Raw genomic sequence first — 994 nt, 5'->3', positions numbered from 1 at the left:
CAAGAGCTTTTAACTCGTCAATATGACAAGCTTCAAGTGTATAGGTTTCATGCGTGTATGGGTTGATTTGCTCTCCCAAATAATCAACAAGCAACTCATAAGGTTTAACTGCAGGGTTCACGACAACCGCTTTAAAACCATACTTAGCGTTTAACCACGTCGACATGTAACCACCAAGCGAGCTACCCACTAAGCCAATGTTGTAGTCATCTTTGTATTGCTCAGCAATATCCAACAACAATTGAGCGGCTTGTTCAGGAAAGCAAGGCAATTGTGGGACGATGACTTTGATGTCCGGACGATGCTGCGCGCAATATTCTCTCATTAAATTGGCTTTCATTGAGAGCGGTGAGCTGTTGAAACCGTGGATGTACAATAGAAGTGAAGGTTTACTCATAGAAGTCTCGCATGAAAAAGCGAGCCCGAACTCAGAGCTCGGGCATCATTAATATCCGTTGGAAGAGAAATCTGGCTGGAATTGGCCTTCTGGTAAACGGTCGACATGGGTTGTGATGTCGCCGTTGGTGTGCAGTTCTAGCTCACGCCAACCTGGGGATGTGGTATCAAGCGCGAAATCATCGGAATTCGGCTTAAACTGGACACACGTTGATGGTGTTGCCATCACTCGAATACCTTTGTGTATTACGTTCATGTCTTGATGAACATGCCCACACAAAATGCCTTTTACATTGTCGAATCGATCCACAACTTGCCAAAACGCTTCTGCGTCTTTCAACGTATGCTGATCAAGCCAAGCGCTCCCCACCAGCAAAGGATGGTGATGCAATAAAACCAGTGTATGACGCTCAGGAAATTCCGTTAATTTCTCTTCCAAAAGAGTCAACTGCTGATCGCTTAAACGCCCATGAGGCACGCCTACTACTTGAGAATCAAGCAAAATCAATTGCCACTTTTCACCCAGCAACACATGTTCTGCCGCTTGAATTTGTGGTGAAGGTAACACACTGCCCATATTGGGTTTGTAATCGTGATT

Annotated in this window: 2 protein-coding genes; both read right to left on the bottom strand. The window is 45.1% G+C overall.

The window, feature by feature from the left end:
* On the bottom strand, nucleotides 1-397 hold a 397-nt coding region (locus R7044_RS24450; protein ID WP_318141736.1), incomplete at its 3' end, for a YqiA/YcfP family alpha/beta fold hydrolase.
* 48 nt (nucleotides 398-445) lie between these two features.
* Nucleotides 446-994: 3',5'-cyclic-AMP phosphodiesterase (gene cpdA / locus R7044_RS24445; protein WP_225455905.1), on the bottom strand; the 549-nt coding region annotated here is incomplete at its 5' end.

It is taken from the genome of Vibrio sp. 1402, assembly GCF_033340275.1.
Note: the sequence above shows the minus strand (reverse complement) of the source record. Positions and strands in the feature narration are given on the sequence as shown.